This is a genomic window from Curtobacterium sp. MCBD17_008, assembly GCF_003234475.1.
Classification (GTDB): Bacteria; Actinomycetota; Actinomycetes; order Actinomycetales; family Microbacteriaceae; genus Curtobacterium.
Map to the genome: position 1 here is coordinate 285747 of NZ_QKTK01000001.1, position 23718 is coordinate 309464.

At 73.0% G+C, this 23718-nt stretch carries 22 protein-coding genes; 16 read left to right on the forward strand and 6 right to left on the reverse strand.

Going from position 1 to position 23718, the window contains the following annotated elements:
- Nucleotides 1-11 precede the first annotated feature (11 nt).
- Entirely contained in the window at nt 12-1025 is a 1014-nt protein-coding gene (locus DEI95_RS01425; RefSeq protein ID WP_111059129.1) for a GTP-binding protein, read from the forward strand.
- 59 nt (nt 1026-1084) lie between these two features.
- Entirely contained in the window at nt 1085-1609 is a 525-nt protein-coding gene (locus DEI95_RS01430; RefSeq protein ID WP_111059186.1) for a DinB family protein, read from the forward strand.
- A 25-nt stretch (nt 1610-1634) separates the two neighbouring features.
- On the opposite strand, the gene DEI95_RS01435 is transcribed toward DEI95_RS01430, so the two are convergent.
- Nucleotides 1635-2645, reverse strand: a complete 1011-nt coding sequence (locus DEI95_RS01435; protein WP_110824856.1) for a sugar-binding transcriptional regulator — start codon at nt 2643-2645, stop codon at nt 1635-1637.
- A 73-nt stretch (nt 2646-2718) separates the two neighbouring features.
- Nucleotides 2719-3579, reverse strand: coding sequence for a GolD/DthD family dehydrogenase (locus DEI95_RS01440; RefSeq protein ID WP_111059130.1), 861 nt, complete (start codon nt 3577-3579; stop codon nt 2719-2721).
- Nucleotides 3580-3627: 48 nt separating this feature from the next.
- Between DEI95_RS01440 and DEI95_RS01445 the strand changes: the two genes are divergently transcribed.
- The 6 genes from DEI95_RS01445 to DEI95_RS01470 all read left to right on the forward strand — a co-directional run bounded on the left by DEI95_RS01445 (nt 3628) and on the right by DEI95_RS01470 (nt 10278).
- On the forward strand, nt 3628-4932 hold the full coding sequence (locus DEI95_RS01445) for an RbtT/DalT/CsbX family MFS transporter (RefSeq protein ID WP_111059131.1): 1305 nt from the start codon (nt 3628-3630) through the stop codon (nt 4930-4932).
- A gap of 50 nt (nt 4933-4982) precedes the next feature.
- Nucleotides 4983-6761, forward strand: coding sequence for a dihydroxyacetone kinase family protein (locus tag DEI95_RS01450; protein WP_111059132.1), 1779 nt, complete (start codon nt 4983-4985; stop codon nt 6759-6761).
- Nucleotides 6758-7219, forward strand: coding sequence for a ribose-5-phosphate isomerase (locus DEI95_RS01455; protein ID WP_111059133.1), 462 nt, complete (start codon nt 6758-6760; stop codon nt 7217-7219). Before DEI95_RS01450 ends, DEI95_RS01455 begins: the two co-directional genes overlap by 4 nt.
- Before the next feature lie 128 nt (nt 7220-7347).
- Complete coding sequence (locus DEI95_RS01460; RefSeq protein ID WP_111059134.1) at nt 7348-8418, forward strand: DUF2092 domain-containing protein; 1071 nt, start codon at nt 7348-7350, stop codon at nt 8416-8418.
- Nucleotides 8415-9404, forward strand: coding sequence for an ABC transporter ATP-binding protein (locus tag DEI95_RS01465; RefSeq protein ID WP_110901413.1), 990 nt, complete (start codon nt 8415-8417; stop codon nt 9402-9404). The genes DEI95_RS01460 and DEI95_RS01465 overlap by 4 nt, the downstream gene beginning before the upstream one ends.
- The gene (locus DEI95_RS01470; RefSeq protein ID WP_375342333.1) at nt 9391-10278 is read left to right on the forward strand and encodes an ABC transporter permease; all 888 of its coding nucleotides are present in this window, start codon (nt 9391-9393) and stop codon (nt 10276-10278) included. The genes DEI95_RS01465 and DEI95_RS01470 overlap by 14 nt, the downstream gene beginning before the upstream one ends.
- A gap of 32 nt (nt 10279-10310) precedes the next feature.
- Here the strand turns inward: DEI95_RS01470 and DEI95_RS01475 are convergent, their stop codons facing one another.
- Together DEI95_RS01475 and DEI95_RS01480 are read right to left on the reverse strand one after the other, a co-directional pair.
- Nucleotides 10311-11372: an NADP-dependent oxidoreductase gene (locus DEI95_RS01475; protein WP_110824757.1), complete on the reverse strand. Its 1062-nt coding sequence runs from the start codon at nt 11370-11372 to the stop codon at nt 10311-10313.
- Between the two features lie 156 nt (nt 11373-11528).
- Nucleotides 11529-12440: a metallophosphoesterase gene (locus DEI95_RS01480; RefSeq protein ID WP_111059135.1), complete on the reverse strand. Its 912-nt coding sequence runs from the start codon at nt 12438-12440 to the stop codon at nt 11529-11531.
- 59 nt (nt 12441-12499) lie between these two features.
- On the opposite strand from DEI95_RS01480, the gene DEI95_RS01485 reads away from it, so the two are divergent.
- Nucleotides 12500-13498 (forward strand): low specificity L-threonine aldolase, encoded by a 999-nt coding sequence (locus tag DEI95_RS01485; protein ID WP_110901417.1) that lies wholly within the window; start codon nt 12500-12502, stop codon nt 13496-13498.
- 23 nt (nt 13499-13521) lie between these two features.
- Here DEI95_RS01485 and DEI95_RS01490 read toward each other — a convergent pair whose 3' ends face one another.
- Complete coding sequence (locus DEI95_RS01490; RefSeq protein WP_111059136.1) at nt 13522-14730, reverse strand: ROK family protein; 1209 nt, start codon at nt 14728-14730, stop codon at nt 13522-13524.
- Between the two features lie 131 nt (nt 14731-14861).
- On the opposite strand from DEI95_RS01490, the gene DEI95_RS01495 reads away from it, so the two are divergent.
- From DEI95_RS01495 to DEI95_RS01520, 6 genes are all read left to right on the forward strand, one after another.
- Nucleotides 14862-16163 (forward strand): ABC transporter substrate-binding protein, encoded by a 1302-nt coding sequence (locus DEI95_RS01495; RefSeq protein WP_111059188.1) that lies wholly within the window; start codon nt 14862-14864, stop codon nt 16161-16163.
- Between the two features lie 11 nt (nt 16164-16174).
- Entirely contained in the window at nt 16175-17107 is a 933-nt protein-coding gene (locus DEI95_RS01500; protein ID WP_181419553.1) for a carbohydrate ABC transporter permease, read from the forward strand.
- Complete coding sequence (locus DEI95_RS01505; protein ID WP_181420368.1) at nt 17107-18024, forward strand: carbohydrate ABC transporter permease; 918 nt, start codon at nt 17107-17109, stop codon at nt 18022-18024. The genes DEI95_RS01500 and DEI95_RS01505 overlap by 1 nt, the downstream gene beginning before the upstream one ends.
- Nucleotides 18025-18062: 38 nt before the next feature.
- The gene (locus DEI95_RS01510) at nt 18063-19751 is read left to right on the forward strand and encodes a glycoside hydrolase family 13 protein (protein ID WP_111059137.1); all 1689 of its coding nucleotides are present in this window, start codon (nt 18063-18065) and stop codon (nt 19749-19751) included.
- 177 nt (nt 19752-19928) lie between these two features.
- The gene (locus DEI95_RS01515; RefSeq protein WP_110890203.1) at nt 19929-20828 is read left to right on the forward strand and encodes an ABC transporter ATP-binding protein; all 900 of its coding nucleotides are present in this window, start codon (nt 19929-19931) and stop codon (nt 20826-20828) included.
- Nucleotides 20825-22057, forward strand: coding sequence for an ABC transporter permease (locus DEI95_RS01520; protein WP_110824762.1), 1233 nt, complete (start codon nt 20825-20827; stop codon nt 22055-22057). Before DEI95_RS01515 ends, DEI95_RS01520 begins: the two co-directional genes overlap by 4 nt.
- A 44-nt stretch (nt 22058-22101) precedes the next feature.
- On the opposite strand, the gene pnuC is transcribed toward DEI95_RS01520, so the two are convergent.
- Complete coding sequence (gene pnuC / locus DEI95_RS01525; protein ID WP_110824763.1) at nt 22102-22767, reverse strand: nicotinamide riboside transporter PnuC; 666 nt, start codon at nt 22765-22767, stop codon at nt 22102-22104.
- Nucleotides 22768-23080: 313 nt separating this feature from the next.
- On the opposite strand from pnuC, the gene DEI95_RS01530 reads away from it, so the two are divergent.
- Entirely contained in the window at nt 23081-23629 is a 549-nt protein-coding gene (locus tag DEI95_RS01530; RefSeq protein WP_110911743.1) for an alternate-type signal peptide domain-containing protein, read from the forward strand.
- The last annotated feature ends 89 nt before the right edge of the window (nt 23630-23718 follow it).

The following is a 23718-nucleotide window of genomic DNA, read 5'->3' on the forward strand; positions in this document are numbered from 1 at the left end:
CCGTACTGCACATGGCCGCAGTCCCGATCACCCTCGTCTCCGCCCTCCACGACGTCGACGCCGCACGCATCGCCGCACGGCTGTCCGACGGGCACCGACTGCACGCCGCCGGCAGCGCGATGGCCGCGGCGCGGGCCGTCGCGGACCGGGCCGGGCGCCTCGCCGACGTCTGCGGGCCCGGTGCCCGGCACGCGCTCGTCGTCACCCTGCCCGTCGGCGGTGACGCTCGGGCCGTGGGCATGATGCTCGCGAACGCGGCCCGGGCCGAGACGGGCGACGACCGGGTGCTCCGCCACGTGGTGTCCGTCCTCCGCACCGACGAGGTCGAGCACCTGTTCTGGTCCGGCGTCGACGACGCGTTCGTCGCCGGCGAGCGCCTCGCGGCCCTGGTCGAGTACGCGACCGTCATCGTGCTCGACCGCACCGACCGCCTGCCCACGGCACGGCGTCGAGCCCTCGTCGGCCTCGTGCACCGCTGCGCGCCGTCCGCCGTGGTCCTCGCAGACGAGCGGGTCCGCAGCGCCGACGACCTCCCGGCGTCGAACGGCGGCACGGCCCGGGTGCTCGCCGGGAGCGCCGGGTGGATGCGCGCCCTGTCGACCGGGGCCGACGACGCCCACCGGCGGTCCGCAGACGGGCTCACCGCCGTGTGCTACCGGGACCCGCTGCCCTTCCACCCGTCCCGACTCGCCGACGTCGTGGAGCACGACCTCGCGGCCGGGGCGGACGGACGGGTCCTGCGCTCCCGCGGGTTCTTCCGGCTGGCGTCCCGGCCCGACCACGTTGGCTCCTGGTCGAGCGTCGGGGCGATGCTCGCGCTCGACCCGACCGCGAACCCGTCCTGGGACGAGGACGCCCCGATCGGCCAGTCGCTCTGGTTCGTCGGCGAGGACCTGGACGCGGACCGGGTCACGCGGGCGCTCGACGGAGCGCTCATCACCCCGGACGAGCTGCTCGCCGGGCCGGACCTGTGGCGCGCCTGGGCTGACCCCTTCCCGGTGTGGCCCGTGCTCGACCGCGACTGACGGCACGGTCCCCGCGACCGACCCGACACCGAGCCGTCCGCGACTGCTACCGTCTGGCCGTGGCGATCGAACCGGACACGAAGAACTGGACCTGGGTCATCGAGGCGGCGTGCCCGGACTGCGGCTTCGACGGCAGCGCGGTGACGTTCCGGGACGTGCCCACGGTCATCGACGCGAACACGGACGGCTGGCCCGAGCAGCTCCGCCGCCCGGACGTGCGGGAGCGCCCGGACGAGTCGACGTGGTCACCGCTCGAGTACGGCGCCCACGTCCGTGACGTGCACCGGAAGATGACGGAGCGCCTCGAGCTGATGCTCGCCGAGGACGACCCGCTGTTCCCGAACTGGGACCAGGACGCCACCGCCGTCGCCGACCGCTACGCCGAACAGGACCCGGCCACCGTCACCCGGGAGCTCCTCGCCGCCGCCGACCGCGCCGTGTCGGCCTTCGGCGGAGTGCCCGACCACCAGCTCGCCCGGACCGGGCGCCGCTCGGACGGCAGCGTCTTCACGGTCGCGACGCTCGCCGTCTACTACGCGCACGACCCGGTGCACCACCTGTGGGACGTCCGCCGGTCGCGCTGAGCGGTCCGGGCCTCGCGGCCGGGCGTCAGGCGAGCGCGTCGAGCAGTGCCCGCGCCGTCGCCGCGTCGGTGACCAGCTCGTTGACGAGCCGGCCACGCACGGCGCTGATGATGCTCGGCACCTTCACGGCACCGACGGCCACGCCGACCGCGTGCGGCACCGCGGCCAGGACCTCCCGCGAGGTCCGGACCATCCGCTCGCTGCCGGGGAACTCGATCGCCTCGCCGTCGGGGCCGGTGAAGTTCAGGCACACGTCCCCGGTCGCCCGGTCGAAGACCGCGTGGTCCACGGGCAGGCCCCTGGCCATCGCGTCGCGGGTCGCGACCGGCGCGCCGATGCCGAGGATCGCGCCTGTCGCACGCTCCCAGAGACCGACGACGTGCTGGAAGGCCGGGTCCTCGTCCAGGGAGGCCCGCAGCGCCTCCGACGGGAGCGCCTGCGCGAACAGGAAGGTCGGGATCGCCCCCGACCGCTCCGCGGCCGCCCGGGTGATCTCGTTCGTCTGGAACCACTGGTTCGGGTCGGCCTGACCACCGACGGTCGGGACGAGCTGCACGCCCGGCATCGGGGGCACGACGCCGTGCGCGATGGCGTGCACCGTGCTGCCGGAGGACACCAGGACCGCGTCCCCCGGGGCGAGGTGCATGGCCTCGACCGCTGCGGCGACGGGCTCGGCGAGGTCGACGCCGAGGGTCGCCGTGTGCGTCACGGCCGCGAGGTACACGGCTTGCAGACCGAGCACGACCCGCAACCGCTCGGCCAGGACGGCGGTCTCGTCCTGGAACGGGTCGACGACCTCGATCCGGACGAGCCCGGCGCGGCGGGCCTCGGACACCAGGCGGCTGACGGTCGGGCGGGAGACGCCCAGGCGGGCGGCGATCTCGTTCTGGGTCGCGTCCTCGAGGTAGTACATCCGGGCCGCCTGGTACACCGTGTCGAGCGGGAACCGGGAGCGGGGACCGTCGCCGGCGGGGACACCGCCCTCCGTGGGCGGACCGCTGGCGGGTGCGGGGTCGGACGGACTCGTTCCGGACATCGAGCGCGGGCCTCCCGGGGTGGTGCCGTCGGCCGGGTGCCGGGACGACACCGCGATCGTAGCGCCGCCCGTCCTACCGGATGGTGAAGCCACCGTCGACGCGGAGGTCGGCGCCGTTCACCATCGCGGCCGACCCGCCGGCGAGGAAGAGCACCGCCGCCGCGACCTCGTCGGGCGTCGCGAACCGTCCGGTCGGGATCTCGTCCTGGTGGCGCAGGCCCGCCTCGTTCGCCCACGCGGACCGACCCAGGGCGGTGAGCACGACCGTCGGCGACACCGTGTTGACGGTGACGCCGCGGCGCCCCCACTCGAGGGCGAGCACGCGGGTCAGCCCGAGCAGACCGGCCTTCGACGCGCAGTAGGCGGCGTGCCCGTCGATCCCGACGTGCGCAGCCTGGGACGCGATGGTCACGATCCGTCCGTACCCCGCGGCGAGCATGTGCCGTCCGACCGCCTGCGTCACGCGGTGCGTGCCGGTGAGGTTCACGTCGAGCGTCCGCGCCCAGGCGTCGGGCCCGAGGTCCTCGGCGGGGGCCAGGGCGACGATGCCCGCGCAGTTCACCAGGACCTCGACGTGCCCGGCGCCGGCGAGGACCTCGGCGACGGCCGTGTCCACCGAGGCCTGGTCCGTGACGTCGCACCCGATGCCGAGGTGCCCGTCCCCGGGCAACTCGGACGCAGCCGAGGCCGACGCGTCGACGCGGACGTCGATGACGGCGACCCGTGCACCGCGGCCGGCGAGGGCGCGTGCGACCGCGTTGCCGATGCCGGACGCGCCACCGGTGACGACCGCGACGCGGCCGGTGAACGGGTTCGTGTGGTCGAGGTGGGCCGGACCGGGCCGCAGCAGCGCGGCGAGGTCGTCGTCGTCCGGCAGCGCTGCCGGGGCCGATGCGGGACCGGTGGACGGGTGGTGGTTCTGGAACGCGGACATGACGGGTAACATACCCGATGTCAGATACCACTGCGATCGAGAGAGCCCATGTCGACGACGACGCCCCCACTCCTGCGCACCGCTCCCGCCCCCGGCCGCCTCGACCGACTCGGGATCCCCCGCCCCCTCGCCCTCGGCTTCCTCGGCGTCCTGGTGATGATGACCGGGGTCGGCGTCGAGTCGAACTTCGTCACCCCGCACATGGTCGCCGTGCTCGGCAGCCCTCCGGCCACGGTCGCGACGATCGTCACCGGCGCGAGCCTCGCCACCCTCGTCGGCAGCTACCTGTCCGGCGCGCTCGCCGACCTGGTCGGCCCACGCCCCGTGATGACCGTCGGCGTCGTCGTCTGGGTCGTGTTCGAGGTCCTGTTCCTCGGTGCCCTCCACCTCGGCAGCGTCCCGCTCACCGCGGTGGCCTACACACTCCGCGGACTCGGGCACCCGCTCGCCGCGTTCGCGTTCCTGGTCTGGGTGAACGTCACCGCGCCCGTCGAACGCCGTGGTGCGGCGGTCGGGTGGTTCTACGTCGCCTTCACCGGCGGCCTGCCCACGCTCGGCTCGTTGTTCGCCCTCGGGACCATCCCGGCCCTCGGCGGCGGGGTCGTCGGCGAGACCGGAGCGATGACCGCCTCGATCGCCCTCGTCGTCGCCGGGTGGGCGCTCGCGCGCTTCGGTGTCCGGCTGCCGAGCGGCACGCAGCGGATCGCCCCCGCCGGCGAGAGCGCCTGGCGGGTCGTCACGAGCGGGATCCGCCTGACCGCGACACGGCCGCGCGTGCTCATGGGGTTCCTCGTCCGACTCGTCAACACCGCACCGGAGTTCGGCATGTTCGTCGTCCTGCCGGCCGTCATCGCCGACGAGCGCGGCTGGGGGCAGCAGCGCTGGCTCCTCATGACCGTGTGCGTGTACGCGACGAACATCCTCGTGAACGCCCTGTTCGGCTGGGTCGGCGACCGCATCGGATGGGTCCGCACGGTCCGCTGGTTCGGCGTCGTCGGGTCCGCGGTCGGGCTGCTGGCCTGGTGGTACGTCCCGCAACTCGTCCCCGCCGGCTCCGACTGGGGGTACGTCGCCGCCGTCGTCGCCGGGTGCGTCTTCGGGTGCTCACTCGCGGGGTTCGTCCCGATGGGCGCGCTCATGCCGGCGCTCGAACCGCAGCACCGTGGTGCGGCCATGGCGATGTACACGACCGCGGCCGGCGGTGCCGCGTTCCTCGGCACCGGAGTGGTGGCCGTCGTCCTCGCGCTCGGCGGGGGCGGCGCCGCCGTCACCTGGACGTTCGTGGGGCTGTACGCCTGCGCCTTCCTCATGGTCGGCCGACTCCACGTCCCGCAGCACGACGAGGCCCACTGACCGATGTCCCCGTCCCTTCCCACCCACCCGTCCCCCGAGGAGGACCGCACATGACCACGATCTGCGACGACCCCGACGAGTTCGCCGAGGACCAACTCGCCGGTTGGCTCGCCCTGTACGCCGACCGCGTCCGCGGGGTGACCGGCGGCGTCGTGACGCTGCCGACCGCCGACACCGCCCCGCAGGTCGCCGTCGTCATCGGTGGCGGCTCCGGCCACTACCCCGCCTTCAGCGGTCTGGTCGGTCCCGGGCTCGCGACCGGCGCGGTCGTCGGGAACGTCTTCACGTCACCGTCCGCCGCCCAGGTGTACTCCGTGGCCAGGGCCGCCGACCAGGGCCGCGGCGTCGTCCTGTGCTTCGGGAACTACGCCGGCGACACGATGAACTTCGGGATCGCCGCCGAACGACTCCGCGCTGCCGGTGTCGACACGAGGATCGTGGTGGTCACCGACGACGTCGCCTCGGCGGACGAGGTCGACCGACGACGCGGCATCGCGGGCGACTTCGCGGTCGTCAAGGCCATGGGCGCCGCGGCGGCCGCCGGGGCCTCGCTGGACGAGGTCGAACGGGTCGGCCGGCACGCGAACGACCGAACGCGGACGATCGGCGTCGCCTTCTCGGGCTGCACGCTGCCCGGAGCCGACGAGCCGTTGTTCACGGTGCCGCACGGTCACCTGGGCCTCGGCCTCGGGATCCACGGGGAGCCGGGCATCCGCGACGTCCCGCTCGTGCCGGCCCGCCAGCTCGCGCACCTGCTCGTGGACCGGTTGCTCGCCGAGCGTCCGGCCGACGCCCCCGCCGGTGGCCGGGTCGCCCCGGTCCTCAACGGTCTCGGCGACACCAAGTACGAGGAGCTGTTCGTGCTCTGGGGACGGATCGCGCCGCTCCTCGAGCAGGCCGGCCTCGCGGTCGTCGAGCCCGAGGTCGGCGAACTCGTGACGAGCCTGGACATGGGCGGGTGCTCGCTCACCCTGCAGTGGCTCGACGACGACCTCGAACGACTCTGGTGTGCCGACGCCTACGCGCCCGCCTACCGCAAGGTGGCAGCGCCCGTCACAGCACTCGTCCCCACGGCCGCCGGGACCGAGTGCGTTGCGGACGCGACGGTCGTGCCGGACGCGAGCCGGGCCTCCCGGCAGGCCGCCGACACCGTGCGCGTGGTCGTCGCGGCGACGGAACGGCTGCTCCGCGAGCAGGAGCACGAACTCGGCCGCATCGACGCCGTCGCCGGGGACGGCGACCACGGACGCGGGATGGTGAAGGGCATCGGTGCGGCCCGGCGGGCGGTGGACGGCACGGACGCGACCGCCGGCGTCGCGTTCCTGCTCGGACGCGCCGGCGAGGCCTGGGCGGCAGAGGCCGGCGGGACCTCGGGCGTGCTCTGGGGCGCGGCCCTCGAGGCGTTCGGCGCCGCGATCGGCGACGACGCCGACGAGGTCACCGCGTCGCTCGTGGTCGACGCGGCCCGGGCCTTCGCCGACGCGGTCGTCCAGCTCGGACGGGCGCAGCGTGGCGACAAGACGCTGCTCGACGCCCTGCTGCCGTTCGTCGACGCCCTCGACGCGGCGGTGCGCTCCGGCGTGCTGCCGGAGGCCTGGACCGCTGCCGCCGAGGTCGCCCGGCTCGAGGCGACCGCCACCGCGGCGCTGTCGCCACGCGTGGGACGAGCCCGGCCGCTCGCCGCGAAGAGCGTCGGCACCCCGGACGCCGGAGCCGTCTCGATGGGCATGGTCCTCACCCGCGTCGGCGAGGTCCTCACCGCCCGACGTGACACCACGAACACCACCATCACCACCACCACCACCACCACCGGAGGAGTGCACGCATGACGTTCCGCATCGCGATCGGATCGGACGACGCCGGCTTCACACTCAAGGAGGTGCTGCGCGCCGACCTCATGGCCGATCCCCGGGTCGTGGACGTCGTCGACGTGGGTGTCGACGCCGACGGCCACACGGCCTACCCCCACGTCGCCGTCGAGGCCGCGCGGCTCGTCGCCGCCGGGTCCGCCGACCGGGCGCTGCTCGTCTGCGGCACCGGACTCGGGGTGGCGATCAGCGCGAACAAGGTCCCCGGCATCCGGGCGGTGACCGCGCACGACCCGTGCAGCGTCGAGCGGTCGGTGCTGTCGAACGACGCGCAGGTCCTCTGCCTCGGGCAGCGGGTGATCGGCACCGAGCTCGCCCGCCGCCTGGTGCGCGAGTGGCTCGGGTACACCTTCGACCCGACATCGGCGAGTGCCGGGAAGGTCGACGCGATCCGGTCGTACGAGCAGTCCGCCGGATGACCCGGTGAACGCTGTGCTCCGGCCGCCGGACCTGGCCGGAGCACAGCGTTCTGTCGGTTGCCGGACGTACCGTGCACCCGACTCCGATGCACCACCGCGGGTCCGATGCTCGACCGAGGGGAACCCCCATGAAGAAGTCCGTCTGGCTGCCGGCACTGATCGCGCCCGTCGTCGTCGCCGGGGCCGTCGCCGCTCCCGCACTGGCGAACGCCGCCGCTCCTCCCGTCGCCGGGGAGCACCCGACCGCCGCCGCGGTCATCGCCAGCATCGCCGATTCCTCGGACGCGCAGTACTCGGGCAAGCTGGCGCAGACGAGCGACCTCGGGCTCCCGGAACTGCCCACCGGCTCCGGCGGCTCCTCGCTCGAGGGGGACGCCTCGGACGCACTCGGTCTGCTCACCGCCCCGCACACCGCCCGCGTCTACGTCGACGGCGCGACGAAGCAGCGGGTGCAGGTCACCGAACAGCTCGCCGAGCGGGACGTCGTCCGCAACGGCAGCACCGTGTGGACGTGGGACTCCGAGGAGCGCGCCGCGACGAAGGTCACGCTCCCGAGCCGCTCCGCGGAGACGCCCGGATCCGGCACCACCACCCCGGGTGACGTGGCCGAGCGCGCGATCGACGCCATCACCCCGACCACGGAGGTCTCGAAGCCGGTGGCGACCTCGGTCGCCGGTCACGACGCCTGGCTCCTCACGCTCAGCCCGAAGTCCTCCGACACCCTCGTCGGCACGGTGCAGCTCGCCGTCGACCAGCAGACGGGTTTGCCGCTGCGCGCATCGGTCACCGCCGCGGGGAAGGACGACCCCGCGTTCCAGGTCGGCTTCACGAGCCTGTCGTACGGCGCGCCGGCGGCACGCCTGTTCGCGTTCACGCCGCCGAGCGGTGCGGACGTGACCACGAAGGACCTCTCCGACGCCGATCCGGGTACACACGGGAACGGCTCCGGGCACGGTGTGGCCGACCACGGCGCCACGGTCACCGGCAGCGGGTGGGACACGGTGGTGGCCCTGCCCGCCGGTACCGCCGACCAGACCGGTCTCGGGTCGGACGCGTCCGGGCTCCTCGACCAGCTCACGACGGCGGTCGACGGCGGTCGCGCCCTGCAGACCTCGCTCGTCTCGGTGTACCTGGCCGACGACGGCCGTGTCCTCGCGGGCGCGGTGCCGGTCGCGACGCTGGTCGCCGCCGCGAAGTGACGACGGGGACGGACACCGCGGCCGCACCCCGGGACACCACGGACACCGCAGCCGGGCTCGCCATCCGGACGGTCGGCCTCCGCAAGGTCTTCCGGAAGCAGCGGGCCGTGGACGGCATCGACCTCGCGGTGCCCCGTGGCTCGGTGTTCGGGTTCCTCGGGCCGAACGGCAGCGGCAAGACCACCACGATCCGGATGCTCCTGGGGCTGTCGACCGCCACGAGCGGGACGATCGAGGTGCTCGGCGAACCGATGCCGCGCGGGCTGCACTCGGTGCTCCCCCGGGTCGGCGCCCTGGTCGAGGGTCCGGCCTTCTACCCCTACCTGTCCGGCCGGGCGAACCTGTCCCGCTTCGACGCCGCCGATCCGACCTCCGACCCGCGGACGCGGCGGGAGCGGGTCGCGAGCGCACTCGACCGGGTCGGGTTGAGCCACGCCGCCGACAAGAAGGCGCACGCGTACTCGCTCGGGATGAAGCAGCGCCTGGGCCTGGCGAACGCGCTGCTGTCCCCGCGCGACCTCCTCGTGCTCGACGAGCCGACGAACGGCCTGGACCCGCAGGGCACGCGGGAGGTCCGGCACCTCATCCGGTCCCTGGCGGACGACGGCACGACGGTGTTCGTGTCGAGTCACCTGCTGGCCGAGATCGAGCAGGTCTGCACGCACGCGGCTGTGATGCGCACCGGCTCGATCGTCGCGCAGGGCCCGCTCGACGAGCTCCGAGCCGCCGGCGCCCGGACCGTCACGGTCCGGACCCCCGACATCGGGCAGGCCGGTGTCGTCCTCTCCCGCCTCGGACTCGCGCCCCGGCGGGAAGGCGGGTCCGACGTCCTGGTCGCCGACCTCACCACCGACGTCGAGCCGGAGACGATCACCGCCGAACTCGTCCGCGCCGAGGTCCGGGTGCGCGGCATCGCGGTCGGCGGCGGCACCCTCGAGGACCTGTTCGTCGCACTCACCGGAGAGGGATTCGATGTCGCAGGGTGACACCGTGGACACGACGACACGACCCGCTGGTACCCGGTCCGCTCCGGGCGCTGCGCGGCGGCCCCGCACGTTCGCCCTGCTCGGGTCCGAACTCGCGCTCGTCTTCCGTCGGCGTCGGACCTGGGCGATGCTCGGGGCACTCGCCCTCGTGCCGATCCTCATCGCCGTCGCGGTCCGGCTCACCACCGACGGCGACGATGGTGGCCCGGCGTTCCTCGGCGACATCACGAACAACGGCCTGTTCGTGTCCTTCACGGCGCTGACGGTGTCGATCCCGCTCTTCCTGCCCCTCACGGTCGGGGTGGTCGCCGGCGACACGGTCGCCGGCGAGGCCAGCCACGGCACGCTGCGCTACCTGCTCGTCGCCCCGACCGGGCGGGTGCGGTTCATCGTCGTGAAGACGATCGGCGCGGTCGCGTTCTGTCTCGCCGCCACCCTGCTCGTCGTCCTCGTCGGGGCGGCGATCGGTGCGGCGCTGTTCCCGGTCGGTCCGGTGACGCTGCTCTCCGGTACGCAGGTCGACGGCTGGTCGTACGCGGGCCGTGCGGTCCTGCTCGCGCTCTACGTGACGCTGTCGATGCTCGGCCTGGTGGCGATCGGTCTGTTCGCGTCGACGCTGACCAACGTCCCGGTCGGGGCGATGGCCGCGACGGTCGTGCTGGCCGGGGCATCGCAGGTGCTCGACCAGCTCCCGCAGCTCGACTGGCTGCACCCGTTCCTGTTCTCGCACCTCTGGCTCGGGTTCGGCGACCTGCTGCGGGACCCGATCTCGTTCGACTCGTTCGGCAGCAACGCGGTCCTGCAGCTCGGGTACCTGGTCGTCTTCGGCGCGCTGGCGTACGGCCGGTTCGCCAGCAAGGACGTCCTCAGCTAGGTCCGGCCGGCGCCAGCGCTGCACCGCCGCCGTCAGTCGGCGCCGCGGGACGCCGGGGAACCGCTCTCGAGCGTGCCCTCGGCCTTCTCGTGCGCGTACACGTCGCGGAGGTCACGCGCCTTCTCGGACCGGTACCAGTCCTGCCGGGCCCCGGTCTCGACGGGCTGCATGCCGACGACGACCTTCCCGCGGGAGTGCATCTCCGCCAGGTCCTCGTACGCCTCGACGATGTACTCGAACGGGTAGAACCCGGAGATGAGGACCTGCACACGGCGGTCCTCGACGGCCTTCACGAGGTACGTGATGAGCTCGCGCGCCTCCGGGTCGGACGCCGGGGCCCGGAGGAACCGGAGTTCGGCGTCCCGCCGGTCGTCCGACGACACGAAGCGCTTCTCGTCCACCCCGAGCCGGACGGCGAGCTCGCGCGCGGACTCGTCGCCGTGGTTGTCGATGAAGGCGGTGACGGGCCGGCCCTTCGCGATCTCGGTGATCCGGGCCTCCTCACCGTCCCCGTAGGCGACGGGCAGGATGCCGATCTGCCGCAGGTAGTCGTGGTTGCGCGGGCTGCCGAGTCCGATGACCGTCGCACCGGCGTCGCGGGCGAGCTGGCACTGGATGTGACCGACGCCGCCGGCGGCCGCGCTGATGACGACGGTGTCGTCGGGTCCGAGTCGGAGCTTCCGGACGACGTCGACGGCGGTGCAGCCCGCCAGGTACAGCCCGCCGGCGACCTCCCACCCGACGTGGGTCGGCTTGATGACGACGGCGTCGCGGGGCACGACCACCCAGGTGGCGTGCGAGCCGCCCTCGGGCGCGTGCCCCATGACCTCGTCGCCCACGCGGAGGTCCTTCACCCCGTCGCCACGCGCGCGCACGATGCCGGCGAGGTCGACGCCCTGCCGTGCCGGGAAGTCGACGTGGACGTGGTCCTGGAGCTTGCCCTCGCGGAGGAACCGCTCGATGTGGTTGAGGCCCGCCGCGATCACCTCGACGAGGACCTCGCCGGGTCCGGGCGTGGGGCGTTCCTGCGGCACGACCTCGACCACGTCGAATTCGCCGTACCGCTCGTACTGGACTGCGCTACCGGTTCGCATGTCATCCTCCTCGGGACGTCGTGCGTCCGTCCTACTCGCCGCACCCCGGTCGGTGCGCGGGGATGAGGGGTACTCGCAGGGACGGGTCGGACGGGAGGCCCGGCGCGGCCCGGAGCGCGCCTCCCGTCCGGTCCGGCGACCGGGGGAGGACGCCGGTCAGGACGGACCGAAGGCCGCCGCGATGCGGGCAGCGGTGTCGGCGTCGAGGTGCAGCGCCCGCTGGTCGGCGTCCGGACGCGGCACGCGGACCGGCGTCGACCAGAGCGAACCGTCCTCGGCGAGGTCGACGACGAGGGCGCCGGTGCCGACGAGGGCGGTCTCCTCGTCGTACCGACCGGTGACGTCGGCGTCGTTCGCGACCCCGGGCGCGACGAGGACGGGGACGCCGCCGGTCGAGCCGGCGAAGTGGTGGTGGTAGTGGCCGGCGAGCACGACCCGGACGTCGGTCCCCCGCAGCACCGCGGCGAGGTCACCGGGGTTGCGGAGCTTCAGCGCGTCGTGCAGCGACGTCGGTGCGGGCAGTGGCGGGTGGTGCAGGACGACGACCGACCCGTGCGCTGCCGGCTCGGCGAGGGCGGCCCGCAGGTGCTCGGTCGCGGTCGCGGACAGCTCGCCGTACCCGGCGCCCGGGACGCTCGTGTCGACGGTGACGATCCCACGGCCCGCGACGACGGACCGCCCTCGGACCGGGACCGCGGGGTCGTGGTGCTCCATCGTGTGCATGGTCGGTCTCCCGCCCTCGCCGAGGACGTGCCCGTCGAACAGGACCCGTCGGAAGCCGTCGCGCTGGTCGTGGTTGCCGGGGACCGTCACGAACGCCGCGCCGTGCCGCTCGGCCCAGCCGCCGACCAGGTCGCGGACCGTCGCGTACGACTCCGGCGACCCGTCCTCGGACACGTCGCCGGAGACGACGACCAGCCCCACGCCGTCGAGGCCGTCCAGGTGGTCGAGCAGGGCGCCCAGCGCCGCCGTGGTGTCGACGGTGCCCTGGTGCAGCGCGCCGTCCCCGGTCACGTGCGTGTCCGACAGGTGCAGGATGCGGAGTGTTCCGGGAGCGGGAGGCTGCATGTCGCACACCGTAGCCGGGCCGGACGACCGGGGTGCGTCGCCGGGGGTACCGTTGTCCGGTGATCGACCTGCGCTCCGACACCGTGACCCGTCCGACCCCGGCGATGCGCCGCGCCATGGTGGACGCCGAGGTCGGTGACGACGTGTTCGGCGAGGACCCCGAGACCACCGCGCTCGAGCAGGAGGTCGCCGCGCTCCTCGGTCACGAAGCCGGGCTCTTCACCCCGTCCGGCTCGATGGCGAACCAGCTCGGGCTCCGCCTGCTCGTCGGCCCCGGCGAGGAACTGCTCGCCGACGTGCAGGCCCACGTCGTCCGCGCCGAGCTCGGCGCGGCGGCCGTGTTCTCCGGCATCACCACACGGACGTGGGCGTCCGACCGCGGCCGTCTGGTGGCCGACGCGGTGCGCGCGATCGCGGAGCCGAACGCCGGCGCCTACTCGGTGTCGACGACGGCGATCGCGGTCGAGAACACGCACAACTTCGGCGGCGGCACCGTGCAGCCCGTGGCCGAGGTCCGCGCCGTGCAGGAGTTCGCCCGCGAGCACGGCATCGGCCTGCACCTGGACGGTGCCCGGTTGTGGAACGCCCACGTGGCGTCGGGCACCCCGTTCCCCGACCTGGCGAGCGGGTTCGACACGGTGTCCGTCTGCATGTCGAAGGGCCTCGGTGCGCCCGTCGGGTCCGTGCTCGTCGGATCGGCCGACCGGATCGCGGCCGCGCGGATCTGGCGGAAGCGCTACGGCGGGGGCATGCGGCAGACGGGCATCCTCGCCGCGGGCGCACGGCACGCCCTGCACGAGCACGTCGACCGCCTGGCCGAGGACCACGCGAACGCCCGGGTGCTCGCAGCGGCGCTCGACGTCGATCCGGAGTCGGTGGACACGAACATCGTCTTCGCGCAGGTGTCCGACCCCGACACGTTCGTCGCCGCCGCCGAGGCCGCTGGCGTCCGGGTGATGCGGCTCGGGCGGACGACGGTGCGCCTCGTCACCCACCTGGACGTGTCGGCGGAGGACGCCGCGCGGGCCGCCGAGGTGCTCGCCGCACTCCCCCGCTGACGGTGGAGCCGGCCCAGCACTCGTCAGCCGACGGCTGCCGTCGCCGCGGGTGCCGTCTGGAGGTCGAACGACAGCGGATCCGCGCGGACCGTGTCGAGCGCGAGCGCGACGGCACCCGTCACGACGACGTCCGCCCCCAGCGTCGAGGCCACGATCTCCGGCACCGGGTCGAACCGCCCGCTGCCGAGCACGGCCGAAGCGCGGTCGATGACGGCACCGGCGTGCCCCGCGATCGCCCCCGCGACGACCACCCGGTCGATGTCGAGCAGGCTCGCGAGCAGGACGCACACCCGGGCGAGCAGGTCCCCGAGCTGGTCCACGACCTCGAGCGCGACGGGGTCGCCGTCGTCCGCGGCGCGGAAGACCGCGGCCGCGTCGAGGCCCTCGCGGGCGACGGCACGGCCGAGCGGGCTGTGCGGGTCGACCCGGCCGGCGTCGACCGCCGCGGTCACCGCGGTGCGCGCCGCCGCGCCGAGTCCGTCCGACGACCCGACACCGACGACGAGTCCGAGTGCGCGCAGCTCGCCCGCGCCGCCCCGTGCACCGCGGAGCAGCACGCCGTCGACGACGAGGCCGGCGCCGAACCGCTCCCCCGCGAGCAGTGCGGCGAAGGACGCCTCCGGCGCGGACGGCCGTTCGGCGATGGCCGCCAGGTTCGCGTCGTTCTCGACGACGACGCGGGCTCCGGGGGCGACCGCGTCGAAGCCGGGGTTCATGCTGACCCAGAAGCCGCCGTCGTCCGGTGAGACACCGCGGGCGTCGACGGGTGCGGGGACCCCGACGGTGGTCACGAGGACCCGCTCGGCGTCCGTCCCGGCTGCGGCGAGCGCGGCGGCGACGGTGGTCGCGACCGCATCGAGGCGGAACCCGACGTCGAGCCCCCGCGTGCCGAGGTCGGTCTCCGCACGCGCGAGCACGGCACCGCGCAGGTCGGCGACGAACGCAGCGACCCGGTGCTGTCCGGCGTCGACGCCGACGACGCACCCCGCGGTCGGGTCGAGTTCGTAGCGCCGTGCGGGTCGACCGATGCGGTACTCGCCGGCGGTGCGCGCGTCGTCCAGCTCCGTCAGCCAGCCGCGTGCGACGAGGTCCTCGCACGCCGCGAGCACGGTGGAGCGGGTCAGTCCGGTCGACTCCATCGCCTCGGTCGCGGTGAAGGCGCCGACGTCGAGTGCGTGGTCGAGGACGGTCTCCGCACTGGAGGCACGGGGCGACGCTCGACGCTGCGGCATGTGGCGAGACTACCGCGGCACGGATTGCTTGCGCGAGTAGATTTTGTCCGTATATTTAGTCGGGCGCGCTGCATCGGAGCAGCGCGCACACCGGGACGGCGACGGTGCCGATCCCGGCGAACGGAGACGACGTGCAACCACGCGCCACACGAGCCGGCAGCGCATCCGCGCTGAGCCGGCGGCCGTTCCTGCTCGGGGCGGGCGGCATCGCCAGCGGCCTCGCACTCGCCGGCTGTGCACCGGTCGGGTCGACCGGCTCACGGCCGGAGACGATCAGCTTCTACGTGTCCAAGCCCGAGGTCATCGGGTACTTCGACGACCTCATCGCGCAGTTCCACCAGGCGCAGTCACGGATCCGGGTGGTCCGGGACTCGACGTCGAGCATGTCGGCGAACTTCGTGCGGAACAGCCCGCCGGACCTCGGCTGCTGGAACTACAACTTCTCCGTCGTGCCCTTCGTGGAGCACGGCGCACTCACCGACCTCTCGGACCTGCCCGAGGCCGCGACGATCAACCCCGACCTGTGGCCACTCATGGAGCAGACCGCCGACTACCCGGGCCGCAGGAGCGCGCTGCCGTACTCCGTGACCGCCGCGTCGGTGATCTACGACCGCGCCCTGTTCGCCGAGCAGGGGCTCGACGTCCCGACGACGTGGTCCGAGTTCGCCGCCGTGTGCCGCCGGCTGCAGGAGGCGGGCATCGCACCGGTGTACGGCACGTTCAAGGACAACTGGACGATCGCGCAGGGCATGTTCGACTACAGCATCGGCGGGATGATCGACACCCCGGCGACGTTCGCGGCCCTCCGCGCGGCCGGCACCCGAGTCGGCACGGGATCCGCGCCGTCGTTCGCAGAGGACTTCGCGGCCCCGATGGAACGCATGGCGCAGCTGCGCGAGTGGCACCAGCCCGGTGCGGTCAGCCGCGGGTACGGAGACGGCAACCTGGCCTTCGCGCAGGGGAAGGCCGCGATGTACCTGCAGGGCCCGTGGGCGCTCGGCGAGATCGCCAAGACCACGCCCGACATGGACCTCGGGACGTTCCCGCTGCCCGTGACCGAGGACCCCGCCGACCGGAAGGTGCGGGTCAACGTCGACCTGGCGCTCTGGATCCCGGAGGCCTCGCGCAAGCAGGAGGCGGCGCGGGAGTTCCTGTCGTTCCTCATGACCCCGGCCGTGAACGACCGGTACAACGCGGACAACAACGGGTTCGGGGTCCGGCAGGACGCCCCGCCCGCGTCGAACCCCGCCCTGCGCGGCATGCAGTCGTACTACGACGACGCCGCCTTCTACCTCGGCGCCTCGCAGCTCATCCCCGCCGAGATCCCCGTCGCGAACTACGCGCAGTCGATCGCGTTCGGCGGCGACCCGCAGCGACAACTCCGCACCCTCGACTCCGACTGGGCGCGCCTGGCGCTCCGCTCGGCCGCGTGAAGGAGACGACCATGACCCTCACCACCAAGGCGGACGGCGGCCGCACGCACGGCCGGACCACGAGCCTCCCGGCCGGACGCCGGAGGCGACCGCGGATCGACCCGCTGTTCCTCGCGTTCCTGCTGCCCACCCTCGTCCTGTTCACGCTCGCCATCACGCTCCCCGCCGTGATGGGCATCGTGCTGAGCTTCACGAACTCCGTCGGGTTCGGCGAGTTCCGGTTCATCGGCTTGACGAACTACGTGGCGGTGTTCTCCGACCCGGCGATCCTGCAGGCGTACCTGTTCACGATCGGCTTCTCGCTCGTGACCGTGCTCGTCGTGAACGCCGTCGCGTTCCTGCTCGCGATCGCCCTGACCGCGAAGGTGCGCGGCAAGATCGCGCTGCGGGCGGTGTTCGTGCTGCCGATGGTGATCTCCGGCATCGTCATCGCCTACGTGTTCTCGTTCCTGTTCGCGAACAGCCTGCCGGCGCTCGCAACCACGCTCGGGATCACGCCGCTCGAGCAGAGCATCCTGGCGGACCCGGACCTGGCGTGGATCGCGATCGTCGTGGTCACCGCGTGGCAGGCGATCCCGTCGACCCTGCTCATCTACATCGCCGGGGTGCTGTCGATCCCGGGCGAGGTGTACGAGGCGGCGTCGCTCGACGGTGCCGGTGGGTGGCGCCAGCTGCTCTCGATCACCGTGCCGCTGACGGCCGGGTACATCCTCATCAACCTCGTCATCGGGTTCAAGAACTTCCTGAACTCGTACGACATCATCGTCGGGCTCACCGACGGTGGCCCCGGCACCTCGACGACCAGCGTCGCGATGTCGATCTTCAAGGGCTTCAACGGTGGCGACTACGCCTACCAGATGGCCAACGCGACCATCTTCTTCGTGATCGCCGTCGTGATCGCCGTGATCCAGCTGCGGGCCACCCGCGGGAAGGCAGCGCTCTGATGTCCCTGCAAGCACCCCTGCGACCGGGGACGACGGCGACCGGCAGCATCCGGTCGGTGGACGCCGACCGGACCACCGGCAGCCGCGGCGCCGGCCGGCGCGAGCGTGCCAACTGGCCGGTCACGATCGTCCTCGTCCTCTGCGCGCTGTCCGTGCTCGTCCCGCTCTACGTCACGCTGACGATGGCGTTCAAGACCACCGGACAGGCGGTCGACGGCAACGCCTTCTCGCTCCCGGCACCGTTCAGCGTCGACGGGTTCGTGCAGGCGTGGGAGCTCACGGACTTCCCGCGGGCCTTCGGCATCTCCGTGCTCGTCGCGGCGATCACCGTCGCCGGCACGATCCTGCTCGCCTCGTTCACCGCGTACGCCATCGCCCGGAACTGGGACCGTCGGCTGTTCCGCTGGTCGTTCTTCTACCTGCTCGCCGCGATGTTCCTGCCGTTCCCGGTGCTCGCCCTGTCGCAGGTGAAGCTCACCGGTCTGGTCGGGCTCGACAACCCCGTCGGCGTCGCGATCCTGCACGTCATGTTCCAGCTGTCCTTCAGCGTGCTGCTCTTCACCGCCTTCCTGCGCTCGATCCCGGCCGAGCTGGAGGAGAGTGCCCGCATCGACGGTGCGAGCACGGGGCAGGTGTTCTGGCGACTCGTGTTCCCGCTGCTGGCACCGATGAGCGCCACCGTCGGCATCTTCGCGTTCCTCGCGTCCTGGAACGACTTCGTGATGCCGTCGCTGATCACCTCCGACCCCGCGCTGCAGACCCTGCCGGTCCTGCAGCAGATGTTCCAGACCCAGTTCAGCAACAACTACAACGTGTCGTTCGCCTCGTACCTGATGGCCATGGCCCCGGCGATCATCGTCTACCTCATCACGCAGCGGTGGGTCATGGCCGGCGTGACCCAGGGCGCCATCAAGTGACCGACACCCGCCCGACCCCGACCGAAGGAAGCAACCCCATGACCGACGTGCTCGACCCGGCCGTCCAGCCGACGACCCCCGCGACCGACGAGACCTGGTGGCGGCAGGCGAGCGTCTACCAGATCTACCCCCGGTCCTTCGCGGACGCGGACGGTGACGGCATCGGCGACCTCCGCGGGGTCACCGACCGGGTGCCGTACCTGGCGTCCCTCGGCGTCGAGGCCGTCTGGCTCAGCCCCTTCTACCCGTCCGCCCTCGCCGACGGCGGCTACGACGTGGACGACTACCGGGACGTCGACCCGCGGCTCGGGACGCTCGACGACTTCGACGACATGGTCGCGGCGCTGCACGGTGCCGGCATCCGGGTGATCGTCGACGTCGTCCCGAACCACACGAGCGACCGGCACGAGTGGTTCCGCGAGGCGCTCGCGTCCCCGAAGGGCTCCCCCGCCCGGGCACGGTACGTGTTCCGCGACGGCACCGGCCCGTCCGGCGCGGACGCCCCCGCCGACTGGGTGTCGATCTTCGGCGGCCCGGCGTGGACCCCTGTCGGTGACGGCCAGTGGTACCTGCACAGCTTCGCGAAGGAGCAGCCGGACCTGGACTGGACGAACCGGGAGGTCCGCGACGACTTCCTCCGGACCCTGCGCTTCTGGTCCGACCGCGGGGTCGACGGGTTCCGCATCGACGTCGCCCACGGACTGGCGAAGGACCTGCCCGCGGGTGACCTGCCGACCTGGGCCGAGGTCACCGCGATGCCGAAGAACGGCACGCACCCCCTCTGGGACCGCGACGAGGTGCACGAGATCTACGCCGAGTGGCGCCGGGTGTTCGAGGAGTACACCCCCGCCCGGACCGCGGTCGCCGAGGCCTGGGTGCCGGCGGACCGGCGTGCCCGCTACGCCAGCGCCGAAGGGCTCGGTCAGGCCTTCAACTTCGACCTGCTCGAGGCGGACTTCGACGCCGGGCAGTTCCGGTCGGTCATCGAGTTCAACCTCGGCCTGGCGGAGCAGTCCGGGTCCTCGACCACGTGGGTGTTCTCGAACCACGACGTCGTCCGACACGCGACCCGGTACGCGCTGCCCCCGCGCAGCGGCGACGCCGCGCACGCCCCCTCCACCGACAAGCAGGGCAGCGCCTGGCTGCTCGCCGGCGGGTCACAGGACGACCTGGACCGGGGCCTCGGCCTGCGTCGTGCCCGTGCCGCGACGCTCCTCGAGCTCGCGCTCCCCGGCTCCGCGTACCTGTACCAGGGCGAGGAACTCGGCCTGCACGAGGTCGGCGACGTCCCGGACGCCGCCCGCCAGGACCCCGCCTACTTCCGCAACCCCGGCGTCGACGTGGGCCGCGACGGCTGCCGGGTGCCGATCCCGTGGACCCGGACGGGCGAGAGCTTCGGGTTCGGGCCCGGCGGCGCCCACCTGCCCCAGCCGGCCTGGTTCGCGGAGTCGAGCGTCGAGGCCGAGGACGCCGACCCGGACTCCACCCTGAACCTGTACCGCGCGGCGCTCCGGCTGCGCCGCGCGCTGCAGGCCGCGGAGCACCTGGAGTGGGTCGAGACCGGACGCGACGACGTCCTGGCGTTCCGCCGCCCGAACGGGTGGACGAGCGTCACGGTCTTCGGCGAGGAGCCGTTCCGGCTGCCCGAGGGCGAGCTGCTGCTCGCCAGCGCGCCGGTGACGGACGGTGAGCTGGCGGGCGTCGGGACCGCCTGGCTGCGGCCCTGACGGGACGGCACGACCGGACCGGGAGACGGACGGGAGGCCCGGTGCGCGTCGCGTGCCGGGCCTCCCGTCCGTCCGGGGTCGCCCCGAGGCCCGGACCCGTCAGACGGGCTCGGTAGGGTCGGCACGTCGAGAGGAGGCCGCGTGGCCGGAGCAGCCGTCACCGTGCGTGACTTCGTCATGCGGTTCGGGGACCGGACCGTGGTCGACGGTCTCACCTTCGACATCGCTCCCGGCGAGACGTTCGGGCTGCTCGGCAGCAACGGCTCGGGCAAGACCACGACGATCCGCGCTCTCCTCGGCATCACGGCTCCCACCTCCGGCACGCTGACCATCGACGGTGGGGCGTACCGACCGGCCACCGGCGGCATCGGGTACCTGCCCGAGGAGCGTGGGCTCTACCGCAAGGAGACCGTCATCGACGTGATGACGTACTTCGCAGCGCTCCGCGGCATGCCCCGGGGTCCGGCGACGCGGTGGTCGACCGAGTACCTGGAGCGCGTCGGGCTCGCGGACAAGGCGAAGGTCCGGATCGACAAGCTCTCCGGCGGCCAGCAGCAGAAGGTGCAGCTCGGCATCACGATCATGGACCGCCCGCGGCTGCTCATCCTCGACGAGCCGACGAAGGGTCTCGACCCGGTGAACCGACGGCTGCTGCTCGACCTCGTGGCCGAGCGGAAGGCCGACGGCGCGACCGTCGTCCTCGTCACGCACCAGATGGACGAGGTCGAACGGCTCTGCGACCGGATCCTCCTCCTCAAGGACGGCGTCGCCGCCGCGTACGGCACCATCCCCGAGGTGCAGGACGCGTTCGGCGGGGCGGTCGCGCAGGTCGGGCTGACCGGCTCCGTGCCCGCGTCGGACCTGTACCGGCTCGCCCGGCACGAGGGGCACGTCGCCCACCTGGTGCCCACCGCGGCCTCGGCCCGCGACGGGTCCGACATCCTCGCCGAGCTCGTCGGGGCCGGCGTGCACGTCACCGCGTTCGCGATGCGCCGCATCCCCCTCGAGGAGATCTTCGTGCAGCTGTACGGCCACGACGCGGCGACCGACGCCGCCCCGGTCGGAGCAGCACGGTGAGCCGCCTCGGCACCGTCGTCCGGTTCGAGTTCGTGCGGGCGGTGAAGAAGCCCGCGTTCTGGATCGGCACGCTCGCGCTCCCCCTCGTCGTCATCGTCGTCTCGCTGCTCGTCGGCATCGGGCAGGCGGCCGGCACCGACTCGGCGGTCTCGAGCGGCTCCGCGGCGAGGACGCCCTTCCACTACGTCGACCACTCCGGACTGGTCTCGGAACCGATCGCCGCGAGGTGGGGCGGGTCGCCGTCCGAGGACCCGGCGGCCGACCGCGCGGCGGTGCGGACCGGACACCTCGACGCCTTCATCGAGTTCCCCGCGAAGCCGTCCACGTCCCCGGTCACCGTCCTCGGGGCCGACCGCGGGCTGTTCGCGAACAACGGCTACTCGGCGCTCGCGCAACGGGTGCTCGAACAGAGCGTCGCCGCCGGGGTCGACGACGCCGAGGCCGTCCGCATCCTCCGGTCACCACCGACCACCGACGTCACGACCTACGCCGACGGTCGTGTCGCGCCGGGCTGGCTGTCGGTCGTGCCGCCGCTGCTCTACGTCGCCGCGTTCTTCGGGCTCGTGGTCCTGCTCGCCGCCCGGATGGTGACCGTCGTGGTGGAGGAGAAGGAGAACCGGATCTCCGAGATGATCCTGACGACCGTCACGGCCGGCACGCTCATCCGCGGCAAGGTCCTCGCGATGCTCCTGGTCGGACTCGTGCAGGTCGGGGTGTTCCTGGTTCCGGGCCTGCTCTCGCTGGCCGTGGTCCTGCCGCTCGTCGCGGGACGGGTCGGCGCCCTCGCGGTCGACCCGTGGCGGATGGTGGCCGGGGCGCTCCTCCTGGTCGGCGGGGTGCTGCTGGCGTCCGCACTGTTCGTCGCCGTCGGCGCGTCGGTCCCCACGATCAAGGACGCCTCCACGCTGCAGTCCGCGGCGCTCTTCGCGGTGATCATCCCGCTGTACGCCGCGTTCTTCGTCACGACGACCCCCGCGTCGCCGATCGCCGCGTTCTTCACGTACTTCCCGACGTTCACCCCGGTGACGGCGATGGTGCGGAACGCGGTCGGCTCGCTCTCCGTCCTCGAGACGGTGGTGTGCATCGTCGAGGTGTTCGTCGTCGCGGGTCTGCTGCTCTGGTTCGCCGAGTACCTGTTCCGACACTCGGTCGCGCAGTACGGGTCGAAGGTGACGCTGCAGCAGATCGCCGGGTGGCGCCGGACGCGCACGCTGCCGCGCTCCCGCTGACGGGAGGCCCCAGGCGGGCGGGCAGCCAGTCGGCCGTCGGTGGGTCAGCCGACGGTGACCGGTGCCGCCGACGGCCTGCGGCGCTGCTGCATCCAGACGAAGAAGCCGGCCAGCGTGAACGCGCCGTAGACGACGTACATGAGGCCCGAGGCGTAGTACCCGGCCGAGAACAGCAGGGGCACGCCGACCAGGTCGACGGCCACCCAGATGAGCCAGAACTCCACCCACCCCTTCGCCATGCCGTAGGTGGCGAGGAGGGACCCGACGAAGATCCAGGCGTCGCTCCACACCGGCTCGTAGGACCCCAGGGCGCGGAACACGGGGGTCAGCAGGGCCGTGCCGCCGACCAGGCCGACGACGAGCAGTGCGCGGGACCGCCAGGAGGCCCAGTGCGGCTCGAGCACGGTCGCGGTGTCGTCGGCCCGGTGGGTCCAGCGGTACCAGCCGTACACGCTGACCAGGATGAACATCACCTGCCGACCGGCCTGACCGAGCAGGTTGACGGGGTTGGGCGTGTCGAAGAGCGCCCCCATGAAGACCGTGAAGAGGAGGGCGTTGCCGGCGATCCCGACGGGCCAGGCCCAGACCCGGCGTCGCATGCCGCCGAGGGCGCTGAGCAACCCGAACGCGTTGCCGATGACCTCGCGCCACAGCACCGTCTGGTCGCCGATGACGAGTTGTGCGTCGAACAACCACCGCACGAAGCCCATGTGACCCTCCTCGATCCGGTCGATGCAACTGCAAGGATCCGGTGTGCATTCCGGGGCCGACGCGCGCGGCAGGAGCTCCGCCCCCGAACTGGGGCCGATGCGAACGCATAGTGCCCTGTCCGCAGTATGGGGGACCGGGTAGGTTCGACCACAGGACGACCGAGCCCGAGTTTCCCTCACTCCTGGGCACCGGCCGTCCTCCGGCACCGGTCAGCCGCGCCCCCTGCACGCAGGGGTCGATGACAGCCGTCCCGTCGGGCTCTCCCGAAGTCCATGACGCCAACAGCGCTGCCCGCGCAGGAACGGAAGAACCATGCACAAGATCGTGACCGGCACCATCGCGAGCGCCGCCGGCGTCGCCCTCCTCCTCGGCGGAGCGGGTTCCTTCGCCCTGTGGAACGCGCAGGCCAGCAGTGCCGCGACCGGGGTGAGCTCCGGCACCTTCACCCTGACGGCGGACGACGACGGCTCCTGGACCGACATCACGAACGGGAGGTCCACGTCCATCGACCCGACGCAGGTGCTCATGGTCCCGGGCAACACCTACCGCTTCACGCAGACCCTCGTGGTCGGCGCGACCGGCACGGACCTCCGCGCCCTCCTCACCTACGCGCCGCAGAGCATCACCGGTGACCAGGAGCTCATCGACGCGAGCACCCAGCACCTCGAGGTCACCTCGACGAGCACCGCGCTCCGCAGGACCTCCGACACGGCCTTCGAGGTCACGCCGTCCCAGGCCCGGTCGACCGTGCAGGTCGTCTTCACGATCAGCCTGCCCGAGTCCGCGACCACCGGCCAGGGCGGCACCGTGGACGTCGGCGCGCTCGCGTTCACGCTCACCCAGACCGCCATCGGTTCCTGACGCACCGACGCCGCCCGGGAACGGACGGCGACCCGGACACGGCGGACGGCGGGCCCCTGACCCGCCCGTCGTCCGTCGCACCACGAGGA

What these genes read in the sequence shown, in the direction of transcription:
- DEI95_RS01425 (WP_111059129.1), top strand. Translation starts at nt 12, where the DNA reads ATGGCCGCAGTCCCGATCACCCTCGTCTCCGCCCTCCACGACGTCGAC.
- DEI95_RS01435 (WP_110824856.1), bottom strand. Translation starts at nt 2,645, where the DNA reads ATGTCCGGAACGAGTCCGTCCGACCCCGCACCCGCCAGCGGTCCGCCC.
- DEI95_RS01440 (WP_111059130.1), bottom strand. Translation starts at nt 3,579, where the DNA reads ATGTCCGCGTTCCAGAACCACCACCCGTCCACCGGTCCCGCATCGGCC.
- DEI95_RS01445 (WP_111059131.1), top strand. Translation starts at nt 3,628, where the DNA reads ATGTCGACGACGACGCCCCCACTCCTGCGCACCGCTCCCGCCCCCGGC.
- DEI95_RS01450 (WP_111059132.1), top strand. Translation starts at nt 4,983, where the DNA reads ATGACCACGATCTGCGACGACCCCGACGAGTTCGCCGAGGACCAACTC.
- DEI95_RS01455 (WP_111059133.1), top strand. Translation starts at nt 6,758, where the DNA reads ATGACGTTCCGCATCGCGATCGGATCGGACGACGCCGGCTTCACACTC.
- DEI95_RS01460 (WP_111059134.1), top strand. Translation starts at nt 7,348, where the DNA reads ATGAAGAAGTCCGTCTGGCTGCCGGCACTGATCGCGCCCGTCGTCGTC.
- DEI95_RS01470 (WP_375342333.1), top strand. Translation starts at nt 9,391, where the DNA reads ATGTCGCAGGGTGACACCGTGGACACGACGACACGACCCGCTGGTACC.
- DEI95_RS01475 (WP_110824757.1), bottom strand. Translation starts at nt 11,372, where the DNA reads ATGCGAACCGGTAGCGCAGTCCAGTACGAGCGGTACGGCGAATTCGAC.
- DEI95_RS01480 (WP_111059135.1), bottom strand. Translation starts at nt 12,440, where the DNA reads ATGCAGCCTCCCGCTCCCGGAACACTCCGCATCCTGCACCTGTCGGAC.
- DEI95_RS01490 (WP_111059136.1), bottom strand. Translation starts at nt 14,730, where the DNA reads ATGCCGCAGCGTCGAGCGTCGCCCCGTGCCTCCAGTGCGGAGACCGTC.
- DEI95_RS01500 (WP_181419553.1), top strand. Translation starts at nt 16,175, where the DNA reads ATGACCCTCACCACCAAGGCGGACGGCGGCCGCACGCACGGCCGGACC.
- DEI95_RS01505 (WP_181420368.1), top strand. Translation starts at nt 17,107, where the DNA reads ATGTCCCTGCAAGCACCCCTGCGACCGGGGACGACGGCGACCGGCAGC.
- DEI95_RS01510 (WP_111059137.1), top strand. Translation starts at nt 18,063, where the DNA reads ATGACCGACGTGCTCGACCCGGCCGTCCAGCCGACGACCCCCGCGACC.
- DEI95_RS01515 (WP_110890203.1), top strand. Translation starts at nt 19,929, where the DNA reads ATGCGGTTCGGGGACCGGACCGTGGTCGACGGTCTCACCTTCGACATC.
- pnuC (WP_110824763.1), bottom strand. Translation starts at nt 22,767, where the DNA reads ATGGGCTTCGTGCGGTGGTTGTTCGACGCACAACTCGTCATCGGCGAC.
- DEI95_RS01530 (WP_110911743.1), top strand. Translation starts at nt 23,081, where the DNA reads ATGCACAAGATCGTGACCGGCACCATCGCGAGCGCCGCCGGCGTCGCC.